The organism is Streptomyces sp. NPDC036822, from assembly GCF_055609145.1.
Genome location: NZ_JBVJPY010000035.1, coordinates 1 through 19,118, shown reverse-complemented (window position 1 = coordinate 19,118; position 19,118 = coordinate 1). Strand labels below are relative to the sequence as shown.

The 19,118-nt window shown below is 68.5% G+C and carries 12 protein-coding genes and 2 pseudogenes; 6 read left to right on the top strand and 8 right to left on the bottom strand.

The features are described 5' to 3' along the window. The coding region (locus ACZ68P_RS34945; protein WP_471013250.1) for a transposase at positions 1 to 395 on the top strand (395 nt) is incomplete at its 5' end. An 18-nt stretch (positions 396 to 413) separates the two neighbouring features. Here the strand turns inward: ACZ68P_RS34945 and ACZ68P_RS34940 are convergent. Continuing rightward, a pseudogene (locus ACZ68P_RS34940) lies at positions 414 to 1,154 on the bottom strand (PP2C family protein-serine/threonine phosphatase); the annotation flags it as partial. A gap of 416 nt (positions 1,155 to 1,570) precedes the next feature. Here ACZ68P_RS34940 and ACZ68P_RS34935 point away from each other — a divergent pair. Further along, positions 1,571 to 2,737, top strand: coding sequence for an SGNH/GDSL hydrolase family protein (locus tag ACZ68P_RS34935; protein WP_471013249.1), 1,167 nt, complete (start codon positions 1,571 to 1,573; stop codon positions 2,735 to 2,737). 454 nt (positions 2,738 to 3,191) lie between these two features. Here the strand turns inward: ACZ68P_RS34935 and ACZ68P_RS34930 are convergent, their stop codons facing one another. The 6 genes from ACZ68P_RS34930 to ACZ68P_RS34905 all read right to left on the bottom strand — a co-directional run bounded on the left by ACZ68P_RS34930 (position 3,192) and on the right by ACZ68P_RS34905 (position 8,931). Next, the gene (locus ACZ68P_RS34930; protein WP_471013248.1) at positions 3,192 to 4,481 is read right to left on the bottom strand and encodes a sensor histidine kinase; all 1,290 of its coding nucleotides are present in this window, start codon (positions 4,479 to 4,481) and stop codon (positions 3,192 to 3,194) included. A 77-nt stretch (positions 4,482 to 4,558) separates the two neighbouring features. After that, positions 4,559 to 5,224, bottom strand: a complete 666-nt coding sequence (locus tag ACZ68P_RS34925; RefSeq protein ID WP_471013247.1) for a response regulator transcription factor — start codon at positions 5,222 to 5,224, stop codon at positions 4,559 to 4,561. 32 nt (positions 5,225 to 5,256) lie between these two features. After that, positions 5,257 to 6,465, bottom strand: coding sequence for an ABC transporter permease (locus ACZ68P_RS34920; RefSeq protein WP_471013246.1), 1,209 nt, complete (start codon positions 6,463 to 6,465; stop codon positions 5,257 to 5,259). Next, a complete protein-coding gene (locus tag ACZ68P_RS34915; protein ID WP_471013245.1) occupies positions 6,462 to 7,229 on the bottom strand; it encodes an ABC transporter ATP-binding protein in 768 nt (255 codons plus the stop codon). Before ACZ68P_RS34915 ends, ACZ68P_RS34920 begins: the two co-directional genes overlap by 4 nt. After that, complete coding sequence (locus ACZ68P_RS34910; protein ID WP_471013244.1) at positions 7,226 to 8,329, bottom strand: peptidoglycan-binding protein; 1,104 nt, start codon at positions 8,327 to 8,329, stop codon at positions 7,226 to 7,228. Before ACZ68P_RS34910 ends, ACZ68P_RS34915 begins: the two co-directional genes overlap by 4 nt. Then, positions 8,326 to 8,931: a hypothetical protein gene (locus ACZ68P_RS34905; RefSeq protein ID WP_471013243.1), complete on the bottom strand. Its 606-nt coding sequence runs from the start codon at positions 8,929 to 8,931 to the stop codon at positions 8,326 to 8,328. Before ACZ68P_RS34905 ends, ACZ68P_RS34910 begins: the two co-directional genes overlap by 4 nt. A 609-nt stretch (positions 8,932 to 9,540) precedes the next feature. Between ACZ68P_RS34905 and ACZ68P_RS34900 the strand changes: the two genes are divergently transcribed. Continuing rightward, the gene (locus ACZ68P_RS34900) at positions 9,541 to 10,605 is read left to right on the top strand and encodes an LAETG motif-containing sortase-dependent surface protein (protein WP_471013242.1); all 1,065 of its coding nucleotides are present in this window, start codon (positions 9,541 to 9,543) and stop codon (positions 10,603 to 10,605) included. Positions 10,606 to 10,717: 112 nt separating this feature from the next. On the opposite strand, the gene ACZ68P_RS34895 is transcribed toward ACZ68P_RS34900, so the two are convergent. Further along, positions 10,718 to 13,633 (bottom strand): golvesin C-terminal-like domain-containing protein, encoded by a 2,916-nt coding sequence (locus ACZ68P_RS34895; RefSeq protein ID WP_471013241.1) that lies wholly within the window; start codon positions 13,631 to 13,633, stop codon positions 10,718 to 10,720. A gap of 221 nt (positions 13,634 to 13,854) precedes the next feature. Here ACZ68P_RS34895 and ACZ68P_RS34890 point away from each other — a divergent pair, with 221 nt between their 5' ends. The 3 genes and pseudogenes from ACZ68P_RS34890 to ACZ68P_RS34880 form a co-directional block, all read left to right on the top strand. Further along, the gene (locus ACZ68P_RS34890; RefSeq protein ID WP_471013240.1) at positions 13,855 to 17,031 is read left to right on the top strand and encodes a hypothetical protein; all 3,177 of its coding nucleotides are present in this window, start codon (positions 13,855 to 13,857) and stop codon (positions 17,029 to 17,031) included. 449 nt (positions 17,032 to 17,480) lie between these two features. Beyond that, positions 17,481 to 18,527 (top strand): Gfo/Idh/MocA family protein, encoded by a 1,047-nt coding sequence (locus ACZ68P_RS34885; RefSeq protein WP_471013239.1) that lies wholly within the window; start codon positions 17,481 to 17,483, stop codon positions 18,525 to 18,527. A gap of 479 nt (positions 18,528 to 19,006) precedes the next feature. Continuing rightward, positions 19,007 to 19,118 (top strand): annotated as a pseudogene (locus ACZ68P_RS34880) (IS5/IS1182 family transposase); the annotation flags it as partial.

Here is a 19,118-nt window from a genome sequence, read left to right as displayed (position 1 = left end):
GCGGCACCCCGCTGAAGGTCATCACCACCGCGGCCAACGTCAACGACGTCACCCAGACCCTCGCCCTGGTCGATGGCATCCCGTCCGTCGCGGGCCGTCCCGGCCGGCCCCGCCGACGTCCCGAAGCCCTGCTCGGCGACAAGGGCTACGACTCCGACCTCAACCGCCGTGCACTGCGCAAGCGCCGGATCTTGCCGGTGATCTCCCGCAGGGGTTCCCCGAACATCGAGGGCCTGGGCAAGCTCCGCTATGTGGTGGAGCAGACCTTCGCCCTGCTTCACCAGTTCAAACGCCTCGCTGTCCGCTGGGAACGTCGCACCGAACTCCACGACGCCTTCGTCTCCCTGGCCTGCAGCCTCATCTGCTGGAGACGTCTCAAGAAGCACAACTCATGATCGTGTTACGAGCTCGTAGGAGACGACACGAACCGCCCGTACGTCTGGAGAGAACTCCAACAGCACTGCTGTGGCGAACAGTTCGGCGTGCTCCGTGTGCGCCGAGTCGGCCACGAGCCTGCGGTCCATCCGGGCGGCGATCGTCTCCACGTCCGACTCGTCGAGTACCGCCTCACGGAAGGCGCCCAGCACGGAGGCGACCGTCGCGATGGCCGACAGGCCGTGACCCTGCACATCGCCCAGCACCGCCCGGATGCCGTGGGGGGTGGTGCGCACGTCGAAGAAGTCGCCTCCCACCAGGGTGCCGCGCTGCGCCGCTCGGTAGAAACTGGCACAGCGCACCGCCCCGACCCGCTCGCCCACGGCGGGCACGAGAGCACGTTGCGCCGCCTCCGCCACCGTGCGCTCCAGGTCGAGCTGGGCGTCGCGGCGACTGCGGACGAACGAGACGATGACGCTCAGGGTGGCGACGAAGCCGAGGGTGAGCACATCGGTGCTGCCGGGCCGGTCCAGTTGCAGGCCGGGGGCGGTGAGGAGGGTGATCGACGCGGCGCCCAGCGCGGCGGGCGCCAGTGGTCCGTAGGAGAGGACGGCCAGCGGGCAGATGGCACCCAGCATGAAGCCGATGTCGAGAGGCTCAGGGCTGGTGAGTGTGGCCACGCCCACGCCCACCACCAGCACCGGCAACAACCGCACCCAGCGTGGTGGCGGGGCGCCACGCAGCCAGCCGCGCCGGTCCCGTGCCGAAGAGCCCCGCATCACCACCACAACGCTCCTCGCTCGACGTGGGTCCTGCGATCCTTGGAACTCCATTCCTGCTGGCGGTGGACCAGGAAGAACCCCTAATAGTGTCATTTCGGGCGAATTTTGCAAAAGGCGCCGACGGTGCGGAGTCGGGCGAGGAAGAGGGTTGCGGTCGCATGCGTCTCGCGGTCGAAGACGAGTGGCTTGTTATCCCTCGGCTGCTGCCGTCTCCGGTGGCCCCGGTCCGGGGGAGTGGGCTCGTCTGCCTTGAGCCATCGGCAGACGCACCGCCGGTTCCGCCGAGAGGGCATCTGGACTGCCCGGTTCGTATCCCTCATGTACGGGACCGCGCGACAGCCGGATTGCGACTATCGCCGATGGCCGGTCCCTGCCACTCACCTTCTCCTTCAATGGAAAGTTGAACGTAACCGATGCACATCATTCAGCGGCTCTTCAGAACGCGCGACGGCCAGCCGACGCCAACCGTCTGGACACGCCGCAGGGTCTCCGGCGTGATCGCCGCCGCGACGGTGACCGTACTGGGCGTCCCCAGCCTGGCGACCGCCGTGCAACCCGTGGACGGCAAGGCGACCACTTACTACATCTCTCTGGGCGATTCGCTGGCGACCGGCTATCAACCGGGTGGTGACGGAGAGTCGGACGTCGCCTACCCGGACCAGCTCTTCAAGAAGCTCAAGCAGCGCGAGCCCGGACTCCGGCACCTTCGACTGGGATGCACCGGCGAGACCACGGACTCGCTGGTCAACGGCGGGAAGTGCGACTACCCCAACGCCAAGTCCCAGCTGGACGCCGCATTGAAGGTCATGGCCGAGCATCGGGGCAAGATCAGCTATGTCACGCTCAACATCGGCGCCAACGACATCAATCAGTGTGTGGAAGCGACCGGCGCCCTCGACGAGCTCTGCCTCGGCACGACCGCCCAGTCCATGGCGAAGAACCTTGCCCAGATGACGAGTACGCTGCGGCAAGCCGGTGCGGAAGGCACTCGATACGCGGGTGCAACGTACTACAACCCGTTCCTCGCGTCATGGCTCCTCAGCGAGGTGGGCCAGCAGGCCGCCAAGGACTCGGCCTCCCTGATCGGCGCGGGAAACAAGACCATTTCCCAGACGTATGCCGCAGCCGGCTTCAAGGTGGCGAATGTCGATGGAGCCTTCTCCTCCGACGACTTCGGCAATCTCGTCGATGTGCCCGGCTATGGCAAGGTGCCCGCGAACGTAGCCGCGATCTGCCAGCTGACGTGGCAGTGCTCGAAGCGTGACCCGCACCCCAACGCGGAAGGGCACCGGGCGATCGCAGATGCCTTCGAGGCGGTCCTGCCCGCCAGCAGCACGCCCCAGCCGCCGACGGACGACGTCAGACCCGAACCGAGCGGATCGCACGCCCCCTCCGAGCCGGCCGACACATCAGGGTCGAAGTCGGGCCAGGGCACCGGCCCGCAGAAGCCGACGGAAGAAGGCCTCGCCGACACCGGATCGTCGAGCAACACCCTGCTCTTTGCCGGAATCGGGCTGGTGGCCGTGACCGCGGGTGTCGCCACCAGCGTAGCTGTGCGCAGGCGCTTCGGAACCCGCTAAGTCTGAGCCGGACCGCTGCCCCAAGCGCGCCAAGCGACGGGTCGTGCAGGCCCTGCAGGGGGCTCACACCGGACCTGCGCCGGTCGGCCGCGGGGCAGCGGGCACCATGTGATCGTCGATCGCTCACTGACCGGCGGATGCAGACATGACGCCACCCGGCTGATGCCCCTGCCGGACGCGATCCCCCGCATCCGAGGACTGCGTGAGAGCCAAGGCAACGACCGACCCGGCTGTTCGCCAACCGCGGTGTCCCACACGAATCGGGCCGGGGCAAGACCCGCTGGGTCGTGGAGGGGACCTTCGCCTGGCTCCACCACTTCACACGCCTACGCGTGCCATGAGGCACACGATGACTGGCAGAACAAGGCGCCCCAGCGGCATCGGGCGAGACACGCAAGATCCCTCGCGCTCCCACCGGCCGCGCGCCACCGCCGCGGCGGTGGCGCGCGGCCGGTCAGGAGGTCTGCGCGAAGGCGCCGTCCGGGAGGGGGAAGGTGACCGTGACCTCCAAGCCGCCACCGGGCGGCGAGGTGATGCCCAACTCACCGGAGTGGGCGTGTGCGATGGACTCGGCAACCGCCAGCCCCAGCCCGTGACCAGCGGCACGGCGTCCCGGTCCGCCCCCCTGCCGACTGTCGAGCCGGTGGAACGGCTCGCGCATCAACTCGATCTCGTCCTGGCCGAAGACACGGCCCGAGTTGGTGACCGCGATCCGGACCACGCCGTGGCCCACGTCTCGCTCCACGCGGACGGCTGCCCAGCCACCGGGATGATTGTGGCGGATCGCGTTCGAGACCAGGTTGGCGATCAACTGGCGCAGGAGCACCGTGCTTCCCGCGACGACGGCCCGCTCGCAGCCGAGGGTCAGGTCCACCTGCGACGCGTCGGCCTGGGCCCGGTGCTGCGCGGTGCACTCCTGTGCCAGGCCGTCCAGGGGCACCTCGGTCGTCACGATGCCGCCCTGGTCGGCATGGGCCAGGGTGAGGAGGGCGTCGAGGATCTCGTTCGAGCGGGTGGTCAGGGCGAGCATCTTCTCCCCCACCTCCTGGAGCCGGTACTCCTCGGGGGCGGCCAGGGCGACCTGGAGTATCGCCCGCATCCCGGTCAGCGGTGTCTTCAGCTCATGTGAGGCGTTGGCGGCGAAGCGGCGCTGCGCGTCGAAGGAGCGGTCCAGCCGTTCCAGCATGTTGTCGAAGGTTTCGGCGAGCTCCCGGATCTCGTCCTGTGGGCCGGTCGGCGCGATGCGTTCGTGGAGGGTCGAACCGGCGATGCCCCGAGCGGTCGCCGTGACCTTCTGCAGCGGGCGCAACATGCGGCCGGCGACGAACCAGCCGAGGAACAGGGCAACCAACAGCAGCAGCGCCAGGGCCACAGCGCTGAACAGGAGCAACGCCTGCAGGAAGTCTTCCTTGGTGGAGACCTGGAGCGACGCCTCCCAGCCACCGGCCCAGGCTGGCTGCCCGGCGACCTCCACCCCGCATACGGTCACGATAGGGCTCGCGTCGGCCGGGGCGGTAAGGCTCCATACGAGGTCTTGCAGAAGGCTGCCCGAGGAGGAGTTCTCGTTGCACTCTTCGCTGACGGCCCAGCTCTTCGCGGGCGGAACCCAAGGGGAGGCCGCGCCCGGGGGCCGCGGTGACTGCACCGCCTCGCTGTAGACGGGCACATACTTCATGAACGCGTACAACAGCGCGATCAGCGCCAGGGCGACGGCCGCCAGGAGGGCGCTGTAGGCGAGGGTCAATCGGGTACGGAGGGTGATCCGTCGAGGGCGCCCGGCGCGAGGACCCGCCGCATGGGGCCTCCTGGGAAGGAGGCCCCTCACGCGTCGGGGTCCAGACGGTAGCCGACCCCGGTGACGGTGTGCAGCACGGGCGGATCGCCGAGTTTGCGGCGGAGGGTGGAGACGGTGATCCGCACCGCGTTCGTGAACGGATCGGTGTGCGCGTCCCAGGCCTTCTCCAGGAGGGTCTCGGTGCCCACCACCCCTCCTGCCGCCGCCATGAGCAGGTGCAGCACGGCGAACTCCTTGCGCGTCAGGTGCAGGAACCGGTCTCCCCGGTAGGCTTCCAGGCGAAACGGGTCCAGACGCAGGTCGCCACGACGTAGCACGGGCGGTGGCGGGGTCCCGGCCCGCCGGTGCAACGCTTTGACCCGCGCGGCCAGTTCGGGGAAGTCGAACGGCTTGGGGAGGTAGTCGTCGGCGCCCAGCCGCAGCCCGTCGATCCGGTCGTGCAGGGCCGCCGCCGCGGTCAGCATCAGCACCCGGGTGCCGCTGTGGCGCTCGCTGATCTGTCGGCACACTTCGTCCCCGTGTACTTTCGGCAGGTCGCGGTCGAGGACGACCACGTCGTAGGCATGCACCGCGAGGTGCTCCAGGGCCGCCGCACCGTCCTCGGCCAGGTCGACGGCCATGGCCTCGCGGCGCAGGCCGGCGAGAAGCGCCTCCGCTATGAACATGTCGTCCTCGACGACCAGTACGCGCATGGGCTGGGTCCTTTCCTTCCTGGGTTCGCACTCTAAGCGGACGCCAGGGCCACGGTCGGCGGGGTGCGGGCCGCCCGGAGGGCCGGGTACAGTCCGGCGACGGCACCGAGGACGAGGGCCGTGGCGAGACCCGCGGCGAGCGCGGGGACGGGCAGGACGACGGGCCAGTTCCGGGTGTGGGCGTAGACGATGGTGACGGCGCCGCCGAGGACCGCGCCGGCCGCGCCGCCGAGGGCGGACAGCAACAGCGCCTCGGCGAGGAACTGGCTGCTGATGTGGCGACGGGTCGCGCCGAGCGCCCTGCGTAGGCCGATCTCCCGGCGGCGTTCAACCACGGAGATCACCATGGTGTTCGCCACTCCGATGCCGCCGACGAGCAGGGCCACCCCGCCGAGGCCGAGGAGTAGTCCGTCGAAGGATTCCTCGGCCGCCTGACGTGCCTTCAGGGCGTCGGAGGGCCGACTAACGGTGACCGTCTGGGGCTTTTCGGGTGCCACCGCGCGGGGCAGCCGGGCGCGGACGGTCGTCACCAGCCGGTCGGGGGAGCGCTCGTACACAGTGGTCGGCCTGCCCCTGTAGCCGAGGTACCGTTCGGCGGCCTGCGTGCTGACGAGGACGGCGGTGTCCATCTCCGGCGCCAGCGGGACGGCCTCCGTGATGCCGAGAACGGTGAAGTATCGGTCCCTGATCCAGATGCGTTCGCCGGGGCCGGAGACGCCGAGCCGGGAGGCTGCGCGAGGGCCTAGGACGGCGGTGGGGTAGCGGTTCGGGGCGTGGTCCAGCCAGACGCCCCTGGACATACCACCGCGGAGGGCGCGCAGCAGTTCGAGGTCGGTGGCGACGACGGCGAGTGCGTTGCTCTCGGCCGGGTCGACGCGCTCGTTGCGGTAGGCGGCGATACCTTCGAGCACACCCGTGGCGGAAACCACGTCGACGCCGTCCACCCGGCCTATGGTGGCCGCGGCCGTGGGGGGCAGGGGGACGGGCAGTCCGGTGTCAGGGTCCTGGCCCGGGGTGACGGTGAGAAGATTCGTGCCGATCGCGCTGAGGTGCGCGTCGAGGTGTGCCTGGCTCGAGGTGGAGATGCCGACCACGGAGAGCATGGCCGCGATGCCGATGGCGATGCCCGCCGCCGAGAGCAGCGCCCGCATCGGACGGGTCCACAGCCCGTGCGCACCGAGCCGGAGTAGGTCCATCGGGCGCAGACGGGACGCTGCCGCACCGCCTCGTTCGCGGCTCACGACGTCTCCTCGACCGTGCCGTCGGGGGAGAGGCTGTCGGAGACGAGCAGGCCGTCCCGCATCCTCAACTGGCGTCCCATGCGGGCCGCGACACCGGCATCATGCGTGATGGTCACGACGGTGGTGCCGCTCTCGTGGAGTGCGTGCAGCAGGTGCAGCACGATTTCGCCGGAGCGGGTGTCCAGCGCTCCGGTTGGCTCGTCGGCGAGCAGCAGCGGTGGGTTGCCTGCCACCGCGCGGGCGATGGCGGTGCGCTGACGTTCACCGCCGGACAGCTCGTGCGGCCGGTGGTGCAGGCGGTGGTGCAGGCCGACCCTGCGCAGCGCGGCCTCCGCGTACTGGCGACGGGCACGCCGGGGGAGGCCCGTGTACAGGAGGCCGTCCGCGACGTTGTCCAGGGCGGGCACGTTGTCCGCGAGGTGGAAGTGCTGGAAGACGAAGCCGATCCGGTGGGCCCGCAGGGCGGCGAGCTTGCGATCACCGATGGTGTCGACGGCCAGCCCGTCGATCTCGACGGTGCCGGCGGTGGGGCGGTCCAGGGTGCCCACGAGGTTGAGCAGAGTCGACTTGCCGGAGCCGGACGGGCCGACGACGGCCACGAGTTCGCCGCGCCGCAGCGTCAGGTTGACGTCCCGCAGAGCGCGGACGCGCTGCGCGCCGCGGCCGTAAGTGCGACCGGCGCCGCGGAGCCGGACCAGGACGGCGGGGCCGCCGGCCGGATGTCCGGCCCCGGTGGCGTCGTCGACGAGGGCGGATTCGATCACAGTTTCGGCACTCCTACCGACACGCCCTCGGCGACCCCGGGGCCGGTGACCTCGGCACGTCCGTCGGCGAAGGAGCCAGTGGTCACGGGCACCAGACGGACGTCGTCGCCCCGCACCACCTGGACCGCGTATCCCCCGCGGTCGCCGGGGAGCAGTGCGGTGACCGGCACGGAGAGCACGTTCCGTGCTTCGACCCGTTTCAGTACGACGATCACCTCGGTGTTGTGCATGTCCTTCGACGCGTCGGCGTCCGAGAACCGCACGGAGAGCGGGACGACGCTCTTTCCTTCCTTGTCCAACCTGGTCGCGCCGACGGAGGCGACCTTCCCCCCGGTCTCGCTGCCGTCCGGTAGGAGGATCGTGACCGCGGCGCCCTTGACCGCGAGGACCTGTTCGGCGATAGGGATCTCCACGTCCACCTGTCGGCCGACGCCGCTGATCCGCAGGACCTCGGAGCCGGGTTGGGCCTGGTCCCCGGCGCGGGTAACGGCTTTGACAACGCGGACCGGGCCGGAGGCGAACACGATACGGCCCAGTTCGAGCTTGCCGGTGTCGGGCAGTCCGAGGGTCTTCTGCCAGCGCTTCACGGCGTTGGCCGTCTTCTCGGAGAACTCCTCGTCGACGGTGAAACCGGTGTAACCGAGTGCGACGAGGTTCTCTTCCAGGGCGAGCACGTCCCGGCCGGCCGCCATCCCGGGCGCGAACTCGCGCCATGCGGGCAGGTCCCCTTGCAGCAGGATGACCGGCCGATCGTCGACGGCGTACAGCTGCTTGCCCGGACCCATACGGGTGTTCGCGGGCGGGACCCAGGTGAGCACACCGGGGAGGCGGTTGACGACGGAGCGTTCGCCGGAGAAGCGGATGGGACCGATGGCGCGTACCTCTTCGACCAGGTCGCCGCGGACCACCCGTTCGGTAGCCGGGGGAAGTAGGCCGGCCGCCGCGGCGGTTTCGGGAGCGGGATCGGAACGTCCTTGCAGGAACAGGACGCTCGCGCCCGTCGCGATGAGCGCCACGATGAGGGTGGCGACGGGCACCAGGCGCCGGCGGGGCGGGCTGGCGGGGGCGTCCTCGACCGGTACGGGGGCGGGGATCGTCACTGCTCGACCTTCTCCATCAATTCCTTCCTCCGCTGGTCCAGCGCCTCGTTCTCGGCACGGCACGCCTTCTGCGCGGCGAGCAGCTCGGGGGTGGCCTTGATGACGGCGGTCCCGTTCACCATCTTCGGCGGCGTATGACCGTTCTCGCGCAGGCACGACAGGTACTTCAGGCGCAGCGCCTCGACGTCCGGATGGCTCCGCACCTCCGGGGGTGGAATGTCACCGCGCAACGTCTGTCCGGTGGGGTTGGTTCCGCAGACCTCCTCGGCCCGCTTCACCTGGCCTTGGGGGAGGCCGGGCGGAAGGACCACCAGCCCGGAGGAGGCGTCCGGGTCGGCGACGTCGACGCCGTTCTCGCGCATGCACGAGGCGTACTGCACGCCGTCGTCTTTGCCTGCGCCCGTGGCCGCGTCTTCCGCCGTCCTCCCGGTCTGCCCGGCGGGACTGCTCTCCTTCAGCGGCGCGCCCTCGGCGCGGACGCCGCCCGGGGACGAGGAGCATCCGGTGATGAGCACGAGAACGGCGGCACTGGAGAGGAACCAGGCGGGCGGGCGACGGAGGCGTGCGGAGTGGCCTGACCTGCGGCGATCCGAAGCATGCATGGAGGTCCTTCGAGAGTGCGAACCAGGGAGGGCGAGAGCCCCTCGGCGGGTGCGACCGTGGGACGGGGTCCGCCCGGCAGCCAGAGCCAACCACCTGGGGCCTATGGAGAGGCTCTGGCGGTCGCCATACCTTCGCCATACACACGGCCGCAACGTCCGTGCACAGACACGGCGTGTCCGCCGGTACGACGGCGGGCGGTGCCGGTCGCTCAGCGGTCTGCCCATGCCTCCGGCACCGCGACACCACACATTCATTCGCGGTCATCATCGACTGGGGGCTCGGGTCATACCGGGACCGAAGGCCGGGAGTTCCCTCGCGAAGTCACCAAAACGGTGCCGGGGCTCATACAGGACCTTCGCCGGTCGAAGGAGGCCGGTCGCAGGAAGCATCATCTGGTCGTCGACCGGCACGGCGCCTTGGAATGTTCGTCAGGCCGTTCTGTGCCTCGGCGGCCCGGACGGGAACGGCCGACCGGCCCTTTCCGTCAGACTCTCGTGCCTGTTAGGGAAGAATTTTCCCGCAGCGTTGTGCAATCCGGGGACCCAACTAATCTGAACGAGCCTTGCTGGCGAAATGTACGGCGCGACGAACCTGCTTCGCGTTCGCTCGTGGCGGCGCCCGACCAGCAGTTCTCCTTCGATGTACCCGAGGTTATGATGACGCTTCGCCGTGGCCTTGCCACTGCAGCCACGATGGCCGCACTCGCGCCGCTGGCAGTGCTCTGCGCCCCTGCCGCCGTCGCGGCAGGAACCCCTCCCACCCCCGACGCCTCGGCCACGGGCTCCGCGGGCGGAGGCGCCGGGACGGGCTCGGGTGGGGGCGTGCCCGGCACCGGGCCGGACAGCGCGGACGAGGAGGACGTCTCTCCGTCGACCCGGCCGGCCGGCGAAGACGTCTCTGCGTCCCCTTCGACCGAGCCGGGGGCCGGCCCCGCGGTCCCCTACTGCGACGAGCTGGAACAAGGCCCTGCCGATGTCAAGGTCGTCGCGTCGGTCAAGGGTCTGCCCGGCAGGATCGTGGCGGGGAGCGGAATTCATCCCTTCCAGCTCGTCGTCACCAACACGTCCGACACCGATCTGTCGGGGGTCGCCTTCTACGCCGAGATCGAGAACTACGCGCCGGTCAAAGCCAAGTCACTCGGCCCGCATGTCGATCTGGAGTTCAAGAATCCGGAGAACGGCATCTGGATTACCATCGGTGACGCAACCCTGGCCGGAGACTTCTTCTTCTTTATGCAGGAACTAAAGGGGAAGGAATCCGAAAAAATCGACCTCAGGCTCTCCATCGATTCCGGTGCCCCTGCCGGTGACGCGTACTCCTTTGCTTCCGGGGCTTACCTGGACAGGGTGGGAGAGCAGGACTGCGTGGCGGAGGGTTGGGCCCAGTACGACTTCCAGGTGCTGGGGGCGGGCTCGGGAAGGCCCGCTCCGATCGAGGCGGAACGCGGCACGAAGAAGGGGACAGTCGAACGACCTCAGGGCGACCTGTCCGGCCTGCCGACCGATCGAGAGGGAGGCACAGACCCTTCCGGCCCTCCGGCCTCACGTCTCGCCGATTCCGGCGCGGGGTCCGCGGTGTGGGTGGTCGGCGTGACGGGCGGGGTCGCAGCGGTCGCGGGAATCACCGCGCTCGCCGTCATGCGCCGTCGCACTCAGGAGACTCCTTCGGGCTGAACGGCGTGGTGCGCGCCCCGTGCCGAGGTGATCAGAATGCCTCGGCACGGGGCGCGCTGTTTTGGGGCTCCACGCGACGGTGGGAGCAGGGAGAACCGGGGGCCTGGGGGCTCTACCTACCGGCCCGGCAGGCCGCGGCCTTCGCGGGCTGTCTCGGGCAGCCGGCCGAACTAGTGTCTTGTCTCACCAGCACGGAAATCGTGCTGGTGGCGGCGGTCGCGTAGCCATTGTCCGCCGTTACGGTGAAGGCGTACCACCCCGGCTTCACTGGGTGGCCCGAGAGCTTCCCCGTAGCGTCGAGGGTCGTACCGGGAGGCAGCGCTCCGGAGCTCACCGTGTACCGCAGCGGTTCTGGGCTCTGTGCGAGGAACTGGTAGGCGTATTGCTCTCCCGCGCGCCCCAATCCGCTTGGCGAGGAGTTCTTCCAGGTGGGGGAGGCATCGGTGAGCTGCCAGCTCTGGTTCAGATATCCGTCGGCGGTGTTCTGTACTGCTGCGGCCCCCGGGGTCTCGGCGGCCGAGACGATGTCCAGAAATAGCCGGGTCTTGAGGTTGGAGATCTTGACCGTTCCGTTTCCGGTGTCCAGCAACCTCCAGGACTGTGCGGGGTCTTCCAGCCGACGCTGCATCGTGACCGTCGACGCGGTGCCCGCGGTCAGGAACAGTTCTGTCTTCGGGTTCTGGATCCGCACGGCGCTGTCACCGGCCGGAATGAACCGCCAGCCCTGGGTGGCCTGCAGGGCGGCCTTCTGCTGTGTGGCACCGCCACTGTCCGCTGTGGTCGCCGCCGCGGTGAGCAGCTGTCCGCTGTTGCGGTTCGTCAGGGTGTACGTCTTGGCCGCGTCGACAGGGGAGTACTCATCGACCACGCGCACTCCGTCCGGGAGGCCCGTGATACCCGACGTGGACGCGGGATCCACAGTGACCTGCCGCACTGAGAAGGGGCCGATCCGGTCGATCCGATTGCCGCTGAACGCGACGTTCTGGGAGTGGCGGACGTGTATGACCGAGGTCTTCGGGATCGAGCACTTGTTGCCCGTCTTCCGGTCATAGCCGATCTGCTGGGAGCGCTTGAACAAGTTGTTCCGGACGATGACGTTCTTGGCGTTGGCGATGTTGAGGTTGAGGCCTCTGATGTCCTCGAACGTATTGTCCTCGATCGTGACGTCGGGGAAGAGGCGCTGCGAGTAGCTCTCTCCCTCGAATGAGACAGTTCCCACCTGGCAGCTGTTCCACAGACCGCCGGCCGACCAGAGGGTGCTGACGAAGGTGTTGCCCCTGATCGTCAGGTGTCCGCCGGCGTTCGCATGGGATTCCGACCAGAGCTCACTCGAGACCGAGATGGCGTTGGCGCCTCGGATGCGGTTGTTCTCGATGACGCCGTCACGGGCCTTGACGAGGAACCCCCGCCCCGAACTGTCGACGTAGTTGTTGCGGAAGACGAAACCGTTGCCCATGCGGTCGATGTCGGTGATCTGGGTCCCCGCTGCCCACGGCGAAGGCTTGTCGAGCGTCACGCGGTACATCGAGTCGGATCTCCCGCTGGCACTGGAGAGCTTCGTGATCTCGCTGTCCGTCTCCCGTTCCATGCCCTTGATCGTCGCGATCGTATCGCCGGCCCAACGCTGGAGACGGTCCCCCACCTTCCCCACCCGGTAGACGTTGCCGTCGAAGTCCACCCAGACCGTATTCCCATCCACCTTGCGGACGTTCACGACCCCGATGCCCGGGTTGCTCACCGAATCGTCTCCGGCGTTCTCGATCCGCGAGTTCTCGATAGTCGGTCCCTTCTTGACGGCCTGGAACTGGATGGCATCCCAGGTCGACGTCAGGATCGGCTTCTCGGTCGCTCCAGGCGGTGGCGGTCCGGGGACGATCCGGAAGTTGTCCAGATGCATGTTCCCTTCACCCGTGGAGTTCATCAGGCCCATGCCCGGCGCGGCATGCAGCGTCACGTCCTTCAGGGTCGTGTTCGCTCCGTCCGCGGTGATGCCGTAGGCAGCCCCGGAAGCGGCGCCGCCGGCAAAGGTGACGATGTCGCCGACGACGGCGCTCCCCGCGCTGTTCGACTGGGCGATACCCGCAGCGCGGTCCACCCAGGAAACCGACGCGCCGAGCTTCTGACTCTTGGGAAGCCGCACGTCAGGCCGCCAGATCGTCACGCGGTCGGCCAGCTTCTCGGGGCGCGAATACCCCTGAAATATCTGGACTTCCATCGACGTGCCATCAGCCGACTTCTTGGTGACCCTTCCCTGGGTGAAGGGCAGTGGGTCGTAGTTGATCGTGAGCCCCTTGACGGTCAGATCACGGGCGCTCCCACCGCTGACCGCCTGCACCAGACGTTTCTGCACGATTGTGACGCCATAGGCGTTGATCGTGAAGTTGTTCAGCCTGCTCAGGGAGAGTGTCGAGGTTCGGCTGTACGTGCCGGGGACGATCGTCACTTCCTTCTTCCCCGCGGCGGCGGCGCGTCCTATCTGAGTCTCGATGCTCAGTTGCCCGGGCTGTCCCAGCTTGATGGCATCCGCGTTCACGAAACCAGGAGAGCTATTGGAGACTTCGATGTATCCGTCAGTTCCCTTGCGGAATTCATGGTTGGCCAGGAGTACCCAATTGCCGCCCGAGTCGACCTTTTCGTTGACCTCGTAGGTGTGATCTCCAGCAATGCCGTGAACCGTGAAAGGGGCCTTATCGGTACGGCTCGAGTTGCCGGCAGGCAGCCAGTAGTAGACACCGTACGTGCCGGATTTCGGTACGCTCGGCGTCCACCGGGCGCGGTCCTTTCCGGTCCCGGGCGCCGCGTACAGGTAATCTCGCCCGTGGTACCCCTTCGAACCCGTCGACGAAGTCCACGTCCCTGTTGTGCTGAAGCCGGGATCGTTATTGTCGACGATCACCTCGGGCATGACAGTGTCCGCGTCCGGCGAAGCCTCACCAGCCTGCGCATATATGGACAGCGTTCCCAGGCCCAGCGACAGTGCGGTGGCCGAGGCGCCGACGATCGCCCAGCCCCGTCGTCGGCGGACCATGGAAACTCTCTTGTGAAGCCCTCTATGCATAATCACCCGTCATCTAAATCTGCAGCAGAGTGGACGGCCGGTAGTGTCCGCGGAGAGCCAAGATGGAAGCAAGTGGCTCCGGGGCAGCGATGAGGGCATCAACGCGGGTGCCGCGTCCGAGCTGAAGTTGACCTACGCAGAATGGGCTCCAATCAGATTGCCTTGGGCAAAGAGGTCCCGCGGGTGATGAGTTGACCAACGGTTGCGGAACGCCACGTTGCCGGAAAGCCCTTGAGGATGGGTCGACTGTCGCCGCCACGGGTGCGCCCAGGAGGTCGACCCGGCGAACAGGACCCGGGCTGCTGCCTACCGGGCCGTTCCGCCTCCCCAAGGGGAAGAAGTCTGCTCCCAAAGGGCTTCCTTGCAGCGCATCGGCATTCGAGCAGACATGCTTCGATCTCCGTATGAGACGTGGGAGGAAGCACAGGCGGCAGTGGGGACCCATGTCGCTGATCGGTGTCGTGATCCTGGCAGCGGCCGTCGCGAGCGGGGTGATCTTCGAGAAGCTGACCGCGAGCGCTGCTGCTGACTCGGCGTTCCAGCTGATCTCGACCGATGGCGGCCAGGACAATGCCGCAGGCGGCAAGGCCTCGCGGATCTCTGCGGACGGCCGGCACGTGGTCTTTCAGAGTCGTGCTGAACTCCAGGCGCGAACACCGCTGTTCGACGACTCGCCTACGACCCGGTGGCGCGTGTACGGCCGGGATCTGCAGACGGGCGCTCTCACCCTGCTCAGTGATCCGTCGAACGACGCCACCGACCCGCAGATCTCCGCCGACGGCCGAAAGGTCGCCTACCGCCGGTCCGGCGCGGCAAACGGCGGTACGCCCGCCCAGGTTGCGACCGTGGTGGTCGACCGCGACGTGTCGGGGACGCGCGGACTTGATCTGTCCGGAAACATGAAGGCGTCCGACCTGGACGAACGGAACTCGCCCGCACAGTCGTTCCCGGGCCTCTGTGAGAGCGACTGCGGTCCCCGCCTCTCCTCGGACGGATCCACGATCGTCTACCCCAGTGTCCTGTCTCCCATCTCCCCCTATTTGGGCGTCAGCGTGTCGGTGGCGGGAACACCGGTGCCGATCCGCTCGGACATGATCGACTTCAACGCCCTCGCCGGGAAGTTCTATGGTTTCTCAGGCCAGGAACGGCCCTTCACTGCCACCATCACCACGCGACCGTTGGCCCCAGGCCAGACGACAGACCTCACCGGAGAACCGGAGATCCGGGACCCTTCTACCGATGCCCTGATCAGCGGGTTCGAAGCGGGCCCCAAGAAGTGTGACGCGGTGGGCACGTGTCGCACCGAGGTCACCTTCAATCCGTCCAGCTGCGTCGGGGACTCCCGCAACCTCTCGCATCTCTCCCACTTCTGGACCAACGGAGCGACTCCCGCCGGGCAGTCGAGCATCGCGCTGGCAGCCATGTGCGAGGGCGACCTCGATTCCCCGTGGTGCTCCGCCCCTGACCTGACCCAGGACCAGATGGGTTCTCTTCCCCTGCGCGGTGCCATTGTGGGCACCAACAGAGATCTGGGAAACGTGGTCGCCCTGAACGCGGCTCGGCCGAACCAGCCGTTCATCGCCGTGGTGTCGGCTAGGGACATCCGAGGGTGGTTCACCTACACCACCCAGGACTGCTCGGCCATCCGCCTCGTCGACCCGGGGCCCAAGGCACGTCAACGTGCTGCGGAACAGGAACTGACGAGCAACCCGGCGGCGGTCCGCTCCGGCACGAACCTGATGTACCCCGACCCCGGCACGTTCTATTTCCTCATCAACCCTGGCGCCGGGCAGGGGACAGCCGACCCTGGAGCGAACGCGCCCAGCGTTCCCCAGACCTTTCTGGCCCGGGCCCGCCTCACACCGAACCCGGACGGCGGCGTCATGCCGATGAACGGATTCTCCGTGTCCGTACGCGTGGAGAGCCGGGTCATCGAGATGCGTCGCGACACCGACCCCGGCCCCGGATACGCTCCCGGGCCTGCCGTCATCGTCAGCCGCAAGGGCACGGACAACCCATCCGGCGGGCCCCGGGTCGTGGACGGCACCCAGCCCGCGCTCTCCGCGGACGGCACGACCCTGGTCTTCGTCTCGCGGGGACTGCCCGGCATGGAAACGGGCCAGGACGTCGTCCTTTCCACCCCACTGGGCGCCGATCCTCTCGCCGGCGTGGCGACGGTCGTCTCTGGAGACGACGGCCGCAGTGCGAGTGCGCCCACGGTGTCGGGCGACGGGTCGGTCATCGCATACGTCCGGAGCCCCCATCCCTCCAAGCCGAAGGAGTCCGCCCAGATCGTCGTCACCGACGGCCGGGGCGGTACACAGACGGTTGTCTCCACGAGCACGCGCGGAGTGCCGGGCGACGCGGACAGCGGCCGCCCGGCGCTGTCCCCGGACGGCCGCGTCATCGGCTTCGCATCCGTAGCGACGAACCTCGGCGGCCCCGCCTCGGGGCCAGCGGGCACACGTCTCTACCTGCGGTCCCTCCAGCGCGAGGACACACTCGTACCGGTCGCCACCCTGGACCGCGAGGCCGAGGCGGGCCGTCCTGCCGTGTCCTTCGACACCCATGCCGCCCGCGTCGCCCTGGACACCCCGGACCCCCTGACCGACAGCGACAGCAACGGACAGGTGGACGTCTACGCACACGTCCCGGTCGGACGCCTCACCGTCACCCCCGCCGACCTCGACTTCGGCACGTTCGCCCTCCCCACGACGACCGCAAGCGGGCTGCCTGTCACCCTGACGAACGCCGGCCCGGGCCCCCTCACCATCACCACTGTTCAGCCCCCCGCCGCCTTCCGAGCGGAAGGCACCTGCACGGGGCGAACCTTGTATGCCGGAGAGGCATGCACCACCGTCGTCTCCTTCACACCCGCCAAAGCTGGCACGTACGCCGACGCACTGACCGTCGTGGCGACCAGTAACTCGACGGGTGACAGGCAGACCGTCTCGGTCCCCCTGGCCGCCGAGGTCCGGCCCGTACCGCAGAGCCCCCCCTCGCCCAGTCCCTCGAGCCCTCCCCCCTCCACAGCTCCGTCACCGCCGGCACCGCCGCCGCCCGCTGTCCAGGGCACGCTGCGTCTCACGCCCAGCGTGGCTCACGCCGGGCGCGTCACACAGGTGCGCGGCAGCGGATTCCCTCCCGATAGCAAGATCAACCTGACCTGGGGCACCACCGGGCCGGTCAGCCGCGCCACTGTCTCTCGTAAGGGGACCTTCACCGCGTACATCCCCGTGAGCCAAGCGGCCAGGGGGGGCTTCGTATCCCTCACCGCCGCCGACGACAAGGGACAGCTGTTGGCCACCATCAGGGTTCTCGTCGAGGACGCGTCCTTGCAGCCACCTCTGTTCCGGCAACGCTCCTGAGCCGCGCCGAGCCGCACGCGTGGCACACCAGGGGCTCGTCGAACGGAGCCGCACGTGGTTCGGGGCGAGTCGGCGAACCGTGCCGGAGGGGCAACCGGGAGCCAGCCGGAGGGGCAGTGTCGACGTGTCGCACGGGCAGGGCAAAGGGGACCCGCGGCGGTGTCCTTGCCCATGCCGCGGCACGCCGATAGGAAGGGCTCACGAGTACGTCCGTACTGTCGTGCCTACGGCCCGCGGTACCGGGTGGCAGCCGCCTGTCGTGCTTCCGGTGCCGGTCTCGACTTCGTGGTGAGGGCCAGGGGTTTCGACCCCCGGCCGTACCGCCGCGGTGACCGGTGAGATGTCGTGCGGTGGAGCACCGGTGTGGCCGGCAGTCGACCGAGTCGAGATCTACAGAAGCAGGACATACTGTGAACCAAGCCCCTCGCATCGCTGCTCGCGCTGACGACATGCCACGTCTCGTGTTGCCTTCCCCGCGCACACCATGCCCCCGCGAAGCACCTGCCCTGAGGTGGGGGGTCGTCGCACCCGGAGTGATCGCGGAGCTGTTCGTCGAGGCGTTGCAGACGTACACCCAGCAGCGCGTGGTGGCGGTCGGATCCCGCAAGGTGGAGCGGGCGCGGGCGTTCGCGGACCGATTCGCGATTCCCGCTGCCTACGGGAGCTACGCCGAACTGCTCGCCGACCGAGACATCGACATCGTCTACATAGCCTCCCCGCACTCGAAGCATTTCGAACAGGCCTCGCAGGCCATCGAGGCCGGCCGCCACGTGCTGGTCGAGAAGGCCTTCACCCGCAACGCCCACGAAGCCGAACAGCTGGTCGCCGCCGCGCGCGAGCGCGGAGTGTTCCTCATGGAGGCCATGTGGATGCGCTTCCTTCCCCATATCGACGTCGTACGCCAGGTGCTCGAGTGCGGGCTGCTGGGCGACGTGCACACGGTCACCGCGGACAAAGGGTTGCCGGCGAAGCCCGACCCGGCGCATCGCTTGTTCGACCCCGACCTGGCGGGAGGAGCGCTCCTCGATCTGGGCATCTATCCGGTCTCGTTCGCCTCTCTGGCGTTGGGGCCGTTCACCTCGATCACCGCCGTGGGAACGAAGACGTCCACCGGTGTCGACGGGCAGACCTCCGTCATCGTCACCAACGAGACCGGGGCACACGGCGTCCTGAACACCACGTTGTCCGCCCGTACACCCACGTCGGCCTCGATCTCGGGTACGCGTGGACGCCTGGAGATCGAGGGCCGCTTCTACCGTCCCGCGACGGTCCGTCTGATCAGCCCGGACGACGAGATGCTGGCCAGCTACACGCCCGATCGGCTGGACGGAGGACTGTGCTACGAGGCCGCGGAAGCGGCCCGCTGCATCGCGGCCGGGCAGTCGGAGTCCCCTCTCATGGCGCTCGACGAAACTCTCAGAACTCTGCGTGTCCTCGATGCCATCCGCCGGGACCTTGGCGTCATCTACCCGGGGGAGGAGCCTGTCGCACCCTGACCGTCACGGGCGGCCCGTCACGCCGGCTGCCTTCGGCTTCGCGTCCGCAGGGACCGGCGTTCCCCGCCATGGTTTCGCACACCCCCGCACGCGGCCCCGGCGGGCATTCCAAGGACACCGATCCCGGACGCCACGGTCGCGAACTGTCGGTCCTCATATCCGCCCGTCCCTCGGGGCTTCGCTCAACGACGCCGGCTGGGCCGACAGCGCCTACGCCTCTGCCACACCGTTCCCCCTTTTCCTCGTGAGCCAGCCCGGCGACCGCTACGGCCCAAAGCGGCTCCCTGCTGACCGGCCTGACCGGCCTGACCGCTTCACGGCTGCCTCGCAGGCCTGCGCGCTCACTCCTCCACCATCGGTGTGGATCGCCGCGCGGGCCGTCCAGGAGCTGTCTTACTGAGCCTCTTTCATCCTGTGTTGGAGGGTGAAATGAGCTGGTCAGTGGGTGTGGTGACGAGGCAGGGCCCCTCCTCGTTGGCGTGGTGATCTCACTCAGCACGTTGGCGACCGAAGGGGCCCTGGTGGTTTCCGTATCCTGCCATGCTCGACGTCCCGCACGAGCTGGTCGAGCACGTTGCCTGGCTGCTCCAC

What these genes read in the sequence shown, in the direction of transcription:
- ACZ68P_RS34935 (WP_471013249.1), top strand. Translation starts at nt 1,571, where the DNA reads ATGCACATCATTCAGCGGCTCTTCAGAACGCGCGACGGCCAGCCGACG.
- ACZ68P_RS34925 (WP_471013247.1), bottom strand. Translation starts at nt 5,224, where the DNA reads ATGCGCGTACTGGTCGTCGAGGACGACATGTTCATAGCGGAGGCGCTT.
- ACZ68P_RS34905 (WP_471013243.1), bottom strand. Translation starts at nt 8,931, where the DNA reads ATGCATGCTTCGGATCGCCGCAGGTCAGGCCACTCCGCACGCCTCCGT.
- ACZ68P_RS34895 (WP_471013241.1), bottom strand. Translation starts at nt 13,633, where the DNA reads ATGGTCCGCCGACGACGGGGCTGGGCGATCGTCGGCGCCTCGGCCACC.
- ACZ68P_RS34885 (WP_471013239.1), top strand. Translation starts at nt 17,481, where the DNA reads ATGCCACGTCTCGTGTTGCCTTCCCCGCGCACACCATGCCCCCGCGAA.